5 protein-coding genes are annotated in these 8,728 nt (G+C 66.6%); 2 read left to right on the forward strand and 3 right to left on the reverse strand.

The annotated features are described in order from the left end of the window. Nucleotides 1-136: 136 nt before the first annotated feature. Nucleotides 137-1,483 carry a DcaP family trimeric outer membrane transporter gene (locus ACP7AZ_RS17465; protein WP_426039929.1) on the reverse strand — a complete coding sequence of 449 codons (1,347 nt, stop codon included), beginning with the start codon at nt 1,481-1,483 and terminating at the stop codon, nt 137-139. 162 nt (nt 1,484-1,645) lie between these two features. Between ACP7AZ_RS17465 and ACP7AZ_RS17470 the strand changes: the two genes are divergently transcribed. After that, nucleotides 1,646-2,263 carry a response regulator transcription factor gene (locus ACP7AZ_RS17470; protein WP_426039930.1) on the forward strand — a complete coding sequence of 206 codons (618 nt, stop codon included), beginning with the start codon at nt 1,646-1,648 and terminating at the stop codon, nt 2,261-2,263. Nucleotides 2,264-2,282: 19 nt separating this feature from the next. Here ACP7AZ_RS17470 and ACP7AZ_RS17475 read toward each other — a convergent pair whose 3' ends face one another. Both ACP7AZ_RS17475 and ACP7AZ_RS17480 read right to left on the reverse strand, forming a co-directional pair. Further along, entirely contained in the window at nt 2,283-5,663 is a 3,381-nt protein-coding gene (locus ACP7AZ_RS17475; protein ID WP_426039931.1) for a hybrid sensor histidine kinase/response regulator, read from the reverse strand. Between the two features lie 98 nt (nt 5,664-5,761). Next, nucleotides 5,762-7,435, reverse strand: coding sequence for an MFS transporter (locus tag ACP7AZ_RS17480; RefSeq protein ID WP_426039932.1), 1,674 nt, complete (start codon nt 7,433-7,435; stop codon nt 5,762-5,764). Nucleotides 7,436-7,626: 191 nt separating this feature from the next. Between ACP7AZ_RS17480 and ACP7AZ_RS17485 the strand changes: the two genes are divergently transcribed. Beyond that, nucleotides 7,627-8,319: an IS6 family transposase gene (locus ACP7AZ_RS17485; protein ID WP_426039933.1), complete on the forward strand. Its 693-nt coding sequence runs from the start codon at nt 7,627-7,629 to the stop codon at nt 8,317-8,319. Nucleotides 8,320-8,728: the final 409 nt, after the last annotated feature.

Below are 8,728 nucleotides of genomic sequence, written 5' to 3' on the forward strand. Positions count from 1 at the left end.
CCACCAGGCGTCCGGCGTCTCGCGCGCCGCGAGCCGCGCGGCCTCGTAGGCGGCGGCGTCCATATGGGCGCGTTCCGCCCAGTCGGCAGGGACGGGATACAGGTCGGGGTCGGTCATGGAGGGGACCTTCACAGCGCTAGAAGCCATATTTTGCAAACACCTGAAGGCGGGTCACATCACCCGACAGCCCCGATTCCAGCTCCCGCTCGCCATGCATGAGCTCGCCGCCGATATCCATGGCCGGGATGGGCGTCCATATCAGGTTGGCCCGCACGCTCTGGGCGGACCTGTTGGCCGCGAGTCCGATGATCGACCGGTCGTTGTCTACGGTCTGGGCCGACCAGGTCAGGTTCGAGCGCCACTGGGGCGACCAGATATGGCGATAGCTGGCGAAGCCGGCGACAAGGCGGATCGCCTGCAGGTCTCCGGACGCGTCGAGGACGGCGTCGTTGGCGAAGTTCAGGCCGACGTAGCGGCCGACGCCCTCGCCGCCGGACAGCATCAGACGAAGATCATCGGCGGCGCCGACCTTGATCCTGGCTGCGGCGGACAGGCCCCAGCCCGCGGTCGAGGAGTCGATCGCGCCGACGCCTGTCGTCTGATACCGCAACTGGCGCACGAGGCCCGCGACCGAGGCCTCGCCCCATGGCCGGGAGATCGCATAGCGGGCGGTCAGGTCAGGCAGGCTGTTGTCGTCGGCCACGATCCGGGTCGCGCCGAGATGGGGCGTGACGGTCGTTTCGGGATTCTCCAGCGCGATCGAGAACGGTCCGCGCGTGTAGCGGACCTGGACCTGACGGTTGAAGACGGTTCCCTCGGAAGCCCCGACATAGTCGGCCGTGTCGGGCAGGACGGCAAGGTTCTGGAAGTTCGTCCACTCCTGGCCGAACAGCCAGTTGTCGATGGTCACGAAGGCGCGGCGCAGCGCGGGAGTGGACGGGCTGGTCGTCCGCTGGTCGCCGGTCCCCGGCAGGACCTGGAAGTCCATTTCGATCCGGGTGCCGACCTTGTGGCCGCCGATCATGCCGTCGGTCGTCAGCCAGAACCGGGTCTGACGCGCGTTGAAGTCGGTCGCTGTACGCTCGTCCGCGCCACCGACGGGGATCGCCCCCGGCAGGTAGAAGTCGCGCAACAGGTCGCCGTTCGCAGGGTCGCCGCCGCTGTATTGACTGGCCATGAAGTCGGCCTTCACATAGCCGCCGATTTTCAGGACGTTGTTGCCGATGCGGAAGCCGTCCGCCGGGGCGACGACGGGCGGGGGTGCCGGCGGCCCGGCGACGACGGTCTGGTCGATGCGGATGATGTCCCGCGCCTGGGCTGTCTGCTGGGCGTGCGACGCCTGGACCTCGCTTTTCAGCGCGTCCAGCTGGGCCTCCAGCAGGGCGATCCGGGCCTCCAGCGCGGCGGCGCCGTCCTGCGCCCGGACCGGAGCGCCGATCAGGGCGAGCGTTGCGACGCCGGCCATCAGGATGTGTCTGAGCATGGTTTCCTCCCGGGGCGCGTCTGATGCGCGCCTGTCGAGACCTTTCCGGAAGGAACCGCTTTGGAGCCATTAGCCATTGGTCTAGTTACGACCAAGGTCGGGGGGTGTCAGAGTGGCGCAGGGCACGCGCCGCCAGAGCGCGGCCCGGGAGCAGACGTCATCATGGACCGCATCGTCATTGCCGATGATCACCCCCTGTTCCGGGCTGCCCTCGCGACGGCGCTGATGCGCGCGGCGCCCATGGGCTTGATCGAGGAAACGTCCAGCCTCGCCGGGGCGCGCGCCGCCCTGTCGGCCGGCCCGGTCGATCTGCTGCTGCTGGACCTGAAGCTGTCGGACAGCGAGGGCTTCGCCGGCCTTGCCGGCATTCGCGCCGACTTTCCGGCTGCACCGGTCGCGATCGTCTCCGCCAGCGAAGATGAGGCCACCGTCCGTCGGGCGCTTGCATTCGGCGCGGCGGGCTTCATCCCCAAGTCCGCCACCCTGGCGATGATGGTCGAGGCGCTGGCGTCCATCCTGGCCGGCGAGGTATGGGCTCCGGTCCTGCCGGATGCCCCGGTGGTCGAGTCCATGGAGGCGCGGATCGCCAGCCTCACGCCATCCCAGCTGAAGATCCTGATCGGATTGCAGCATGGACGTTTGAACAAGCAGATTGCCTTCGACCTCGGCGTCACCGAGGCGACGATCAAGGCGCATTTGACCGGCGTGTTCCGCAAGCTGGGCGTTCATAACCGGACGCAGGCCGTGATCGCAGCCCAGGCTCTGACCACGGGGGGCTGAGGTAGAAGGCGAACGCCGCTCAGGTCCCTCTCTTGCTGGACAGGAATGCCTTCAGATTCGCCGGCTTGACCGGCTTGGACATCAGGACGGCTCCAGCCGCCGCCGCCCGCGCGGGGAGGGTCGGGTCGGCATCGGCGCTGATCAGGGCGAGATGGCCGACGCCGCGCGCCTTCAGCGTTTCGATCACGACGAGGCCATCGGGGCCTTCGCCCAGATGGAGATCGATCAGGGCGGCGTCGAATGCGCCCTTGACCGCGACGGCGGAGGCCGCGTCCGGGGCCGTCACGACGGTCATGCCCCAGCGCGTGAGCAGGGCGCTGAGCGCCTCGAGGATGACCGGCTCGTTGTCCACGCAAAGGACCCGCAGCCCCGTCGACAAACGCTGCAGAGAAAGCTGCGGCGTCGGCGCCGAGGCGATGGCCTCCGCGAGCGGTGCGGTGACCGAAAACGCGGACCCGCGACCCGGGCTGGATCGCAGCGCCAGCGGGTGATCGAGCAAGCTGGCGACCCGGTGCACGATGGCCAGACCCAGTCCGACGCCAGGCTCGTCGCCGCCCTGTCCCGGCAGCCGGGTGAACTCGGTGAAGATCGCCTCCCGCTGATCTTCGGCGATGCCGCGACCGGTATCCAGGATGTCGATCCTCAACGTCTCGCCGATCTTGCGCGCCCCGACGAGGATGCGGCCCTTGTCGGTGTATCGGATGGCGTTTCCGACCAGGTTCTGAAGCAGGGAGCGCAGCAAATCGGCGTCGGACAGCACCCATCGACCTGATGATATGACGCTCAGTCGCAGCCCCTTCTCGACCGCGAGGGGCGTGAACTCGCGCCGTATGTCGGAGAACAGGGCCTCGACCGACAGGGCCCCGACGGTCGGCCGTACGCCGCCGGCCTCGAGCCGTGAGAGGTTGAGCAGGGCTTTCAGCAGGCCGTGGGCGGATTCGATCGAACGATCCGCGTTGTCCACCAGACGCCAGGTCTCGGGCTCCTGCGCGCCCTTGCCCTCCTTCAGCGCCGCGATGAATAGCCGGGCGGCGTGAAGCGGCTGCAGCAGGTCGTGACTGGCGGCGGCGAGGAAGCGGGTCTTGGAGGCCGTGGCGTCTTCAGCCGCCTGTTTCGCCTCGACCAGTCGTTCGGTCCGGTCCGCCACGCGGGCCTCAAGTTGCTCGTTGGCCTCCTCCAGCGCGAGGGCCGCGCGGCGCAGCTCAGTGATATCCGTGTAGCTGGTGACATAGCCGCCCCCGGACATCGGCGCGCCGGTCGATTTGAGGATGCGACCGGTCGGCTGAGCGCGCTCGTGGTCATGCGGCTCGCGGCGTCGCAGCGCCTCCAGTCGCCGCTCGATCCAGGCTTCGAGATCGCCTTGTTCGACTTCACCCCGCTCGGCATTCAGCCGATAGACCGAGGCCACCGGCTGGCCGACGTGGACGAAGCCTGACGGCAGGCCGAACAGTTCGATATAGCGGGCGTTCCAGGCGATGAGTCGCAGGTCCTCATCGACCACGCTGACACCCTGGTCGATGTTGTCGAGTGTGGCCTGCAGCAGTTCCCGGTTGAACTGGACTGCCTGGGACGCCTCGTCGAGCATGCGCACCACGTCCTCCGGCGCGCGACCGCCGCCGGCGAGCGCCGCAGAGATGACCCGTCGGGCCGAGGAGGCCCCGACCGCGCCCGCCAACATCCGCTCGGCCGCACGCGCCAGGCCCGCATCGGCCGGTTCGGCGTCCTTCAGGACGCGGCCGGTCTCTCGCCCGAAGGCAGCAAAGGCCCGCTCGGCCCCGGGATCGCCTACGAACCGGGCGACCAGAGTCTTCAGATCGCCTACCGAGGCGCCGGACGGGGCGGACGCCTGTTCCCGCCAGTCCGCACTCAGGCGATCGACGAAGGCGCGAGCCTGGATGCGATCGATCAGTCGTGGCTGGGCGGCGCGCGAGACCAGGACATAGACCAGGGTATTGAGGCCCAGGCTCACGAAGACGGCGGCGGGGAGGGCGTCATCCAGACCGAACGGCCGGATCGCGCCGGCGCCAAGAGTGGAGCCGATTTGCGGCAAGGCCAGCAGCAATAGCCAGATCGCCGTGCCGCAGATGATCCCGGCGATGGCCCCGCGTGCATGGCCGTCTCGCCACATCACCGCGCCGAACAGCGCGGGCGCCAGCTGGGCGAGGGCGGCGAACGACGTCAGGCCGATCGACGCCAGGCCGGACGAGCGATCGATGGCTTGGAAATAGAGCCAGGCCAACAGAAGGATGCCGCAGATGACGATCCGACGAACCTGCAGGATGGTCTTGGCGACGTCCGAGGAATCCTCTCGCCGCCGCCACCGACCGCGGGCCAGCAAGGGCAGGATCAGGCTGTTGGACGCCATGGCAGAAAGGGCGACGGTCTCCACGATCACCATGGCGGTGGCTGCCGAGAAACCACCGACGAAGACTACGGCGGTCAGCAGCGTGGCGCCCTGGGAGAAGGGCAGGTCCAACACATACAGGTCGGGGTTGGCGATCCGCGTGAACACGCCGCCTGCCGCGAGCAGCGGCACGACGGCCAGGCTGGTGATCAGGAGATAGATCGGAAAGACCCAGCGCGCGCGGCGAATCTGGGCGGGCTGCGCCTCCTCCACGAAGGCGACGTGGAACTGGCGCGGCAGGCAGAAGATGGCGAGCGTCGCCAGCACGGTGATGGCGATGAAGCGCGCGTCGATCACGGGGGGAGCGGCGAGATCCTTCAGGGCGGCCGTCACCGCGTCGGGCGAAGGCGAGCCGAACAGGAGCAGAGCCGCGAAGATCGCGACGGCCACGAGCGCCGCCAGCTTGACGATCGACTCCAGGGCGATGGCCTGGATCAGGCCGCGATTGTGCTCGGTCAGGTCCGGGCGACGCGCCCCGAACAGGATGGTGAACCCGGCCAGAATGCAGGCGATGACGCTGACCGTCAGCCGCTCGGACCCGGCGACGGGCGTGCCCGCGGTTACCAGCTGCCAGGCCATGGACAGTGATTTCAGCTGCAGCGCGATATAGGGCAGCGACCCCATGATCGCGACGCTGGCGACCAGGGCCCCGAGCGTCTGGCTCTTTCCATATCGGGCGGCGATGAAGTCGGCGATCGAGCCGATGTTCTCGCGCCGGGCGGCCGCAGCGATTCGTTGCCAGATCGGGAACAGAACGACGATCCCGAGGGCCGGACCGATGTAGATCGGCAGATACTCCCAGCCGTCGCGGGACGCCGTGCCGACCGCGCCGTAGTAGGTCCAGGAGGTGCAGTAGATCGCCAGCGACAGGGCATAGGCCCAAGGGCCCGGTCGACGGACGGGCGCATGAGGCCCCGGCCGTTCCGTCCGCCAGGCGACTAAGAACAGCACCCCCATATAGGCGGCGACCATCGCCAGGATCAGCAGACTGAACATCAAGATCATCTAGAGGGGTTTGGGTCTGGCCCTGCAAGGCAAAGGGCGGGGGATCATTGCCGATCCACCCGCCCCTGCCTTTGCCGCCCTGCGTCGTGTCAGGCGTTCAGGTCGACGTCCTTGCCTTCCTTGACCAGCAGGACGCCCAGCACCACCGTCGCCAGGGCGACGATGATCGGATACCAGAGGCCGTAGAAGATGTTGCCGGTCGCCGCGACCATGGCGAAAGCCGTGGTCGGCAGGAACCCGCCGAACCAGCCATTACCGATGTGATAGGGCAGCGACATCGAGGTATAGCGGATGTTGGTCGGGAACATCTCCACCAGCGCCGCCGCGATCGGCCCGTAGACCATCGTCACATAGAAGCCGAGGATGAACAGGATCAGCACCACCATCGGCTTGTTGACCTGATCGCTGTCGGCCTTGGCGGGATAGCCTGCAGTGGCCAGCGCGCCGCCCAAGCCGGTTTCCCAGGTCTTCTTCGCGGCCGCGAACTCGGCCGTGGGAAGCGCCTCGCCCCTGAAGCTGGGGTAGACCACGCTGTCTCCGATCCGGACCTCGGCGACGGCGCCGGCAGGCGCCGCCAGGTTCGTGTAGTTGACGCCGGCCTTGGCGATATAGGACTTGGCCAGGTCGCAGGACTGGTTGAACACCGTCTTGCCTACCGGATCGAACTGCACGTTACAGTCGGCCGGATCTGCATAGATGGTGACCGGCTGGGACGCCGTCGCATGGGCGAGGGCCGGATTGGCCGCGGTCGTCAGGGCCTGGAACAGCGGGAAATAGGTCAGGGCGGCCAGAAGGCACCCGGCCAGGATCACGGGTTTGCGTCCCACCTTGTCCGAGAGCCATCCCCAGAAGATGAAGAAGGGCGAGGCGGCGATCAGGGCGATGGCCAGCAGGATATAGACCAGGGTCGCATCGACCTTCATGACCCGTTCCAGGAAGAACAGGGCGTAGAACTGGCCGGTGTACCAGACTACCGCCTGGCCCGCCGTCAGGCCTACGAGGGCGATCAGCACCAGCTTCAGGTTCGGCCATTTCAGGAACGAGTCCTTCAGCGGCGTGGGCGAGCCCTTGCCCTCGGCTTTCATCTTCTGGAACGAGGGGCTCTCGTCCAGCTTCAGGCGGATCCACAGGGATACGCCCAGCAGCAGGATCGAGACCAGGAAGGGGATGCGCCAGCCCCAGTCAGCGAACGCTGCCTCGCCGACCGCCAGGCGGACGCCCAGGATCACCAGCAGGCTGAGAACCAGACCGGCGGTCGCCGTGATCTGGATGAAGGAGGTGAAGAAGCCCCGCTTGCCCTTGGGAGCGTGCTCGGCGACGTAGGTTGCGGCGCCGCCATATTCCCCGCCCAGGGCCAGGCCCTGGATCAGGCGCATGACGACCAGGATGATCGGCGCCGCGATGCCGATGGCGGCATAGGACGGCAACAGACCAACCACGAAGGTGGACAGGCCCATCAGCAGCATGGTCACCAGGAAGGTGTTCTTGCGACCCCAAAGATCGCCGAGCCGTCCGAAGAAGACAGCTCCGAAGGGGCGCACCGCGAACCCGGCCGCAAACGCCATCAGCGCGAAGATATAGCCTGTGGTCTCGTTCACGCCCGAGAAGAACTGGGCCGTGATGATCGCGGCCAGCGAGCCGTACAGATAGAAGTCGTACCATTCGATCACGGTGCCGACGGACGAGGCGAGAATGACAAGGCGGGATCGCTTGTCGAGGGCTCGCTGGTCCATAGCGGGCGCACCCACGGCGCTGTCGGTCATAGAAATCCTCCCAAATCTCGCCGTTGATCGGCTGTTCTGTCGCCGCGCAGGCAGCGTCGATCCGGACCGTGACAGCGATCGACCGCTTCGGGCAGATCGACTTTCGTCGAACAGCCTGGGTGGTGCTGTCAGTCCAACGCTAAAACGTCTCCACTTATGACTGCCTAAACCGCTGTTGGAGATGATGTTTCGTGAAGCCGATTTCGTTCAAGCGCCACCGGTTTCCGGCAGATGTGATCCGCCATGCTGTCTGGCTGTACTTTCGTTTCAGCTTGATTTTGCGGGACGTCGAGGAGCTCATGGCTCAGCGTGGGATCGACGTCAGCTACGAGACGATCCGCTGCTGGACGATCAAGTTCGGACCGTTGATCGCCCGACGTGTGAAAAAGCGGCGGTGGCCCCCGACGCTGCGCTGGCACCTGGACGAGATGGTCTGCCGGATCGGTGGAGAGCGGATGTATCTCTGGCGCGCGGTCGACGATGAAGGCGAGGTCCTCGACGTCCTGGTCCAGCGCAGGCGGGATACAGACGCGGCGATGAAGCTGCTCAAGCGGCTATTGCACAACCAGCCGGTCGAACCCCAGACGATCACGACCGACGGCTTGGCCTCATACGGCGCAGCTCTGGATCAGCTGGATCTGAGGCATCTGCATCGACCGGGCCGGCTTCGGGAGAACAATCGGGCGGAGAATTCCCACCTCCCGATCCGACGACGGGAGCGGCAGCAGCAGCGGTTCAAATCCCAAGGCTCAGCCCAGAGATTCCTCACCACCCACGCGGCGATTTACAACACCTTCAACGTCCAACGCCATTTGATCAGCAGACCCACACTTCGCCGCTTCCGCGCCGACGCTGATGCCGCATGGGCGGCCGCCGTTGCCTGATCGGGCCACGGGGTAGGGGGCTTTCGACTTGGCAAAGTTAACCTGTCAACGCCCAACATCACCTCGGACCGTACCAGACGGCCAAAGGCTAGTTCGCCCCGTGCGACCCTAGTCAGCAGATGACGATAGAGCCCGTCGTTGGGGTCGATGTACCAGCCGTTCTGCTCGATCAGGTGCTCTGCGATCCATTCGGTTTCGCGTTCGCGCCGTTTAGGGCCGTGGCCGGGTGTCAGGGCGCTGCGGAGCAGGCTTCCGTAGGCCGCATCGTCGTCTAGTCGCGCGATGATGTCCGGGTGCTGTCATCTGTGGATGGCCCCTGCGCTGCAAGAGTGAATTTGGTTTGATGTTGAGATCTGTCGGGGTGCGGTCATCTGTCCGGCCTGTTGGCGCGGCGCTGATGTCCGCTGGC

This window comes from Brevundimonas sp. DC300-4, assembly GCF_049897365.1.
Lineage (GTDB): Bacteria > Pseudomonadota > Alphaproteobacteria > Caulobacterales > Caulobacteraceae > Brevundimonas.

Bases quoted from the DNA above. Each gene is read 5' to 3' on its own strand.
- ACP7AZ_RS17465 (WP_426039929.1), bottom strand. From the start codon at position 1,483: ATGCTCAGACACATCCTGATGGCCGGCGTCGCAACGCTCGCCCTGATC.
- ACP7AZ_RS17480 (WP_426039932.1), bottom strand. From the start codon at position 7,435: ATGACCGACAGCGCCGTGGGTGCGCCCGCTATGGACCAGCGAGCCCTC.
- ACP7AZ_RS17470 (WP_426039930.1), top strand. From the start codon at position 1,646: ATGGACCGCATCGTCATTGCCGATGATCACCCCCTGTTCCGGGCTGCC.
- ACP7AZ_RS17475 (WP_426039931.1), bottom strand. From the start codon at position 5,663: ATGTTCAGTCTGCTGATCCTGGCGATGGTCGCCGCCTATATGGGGGTG.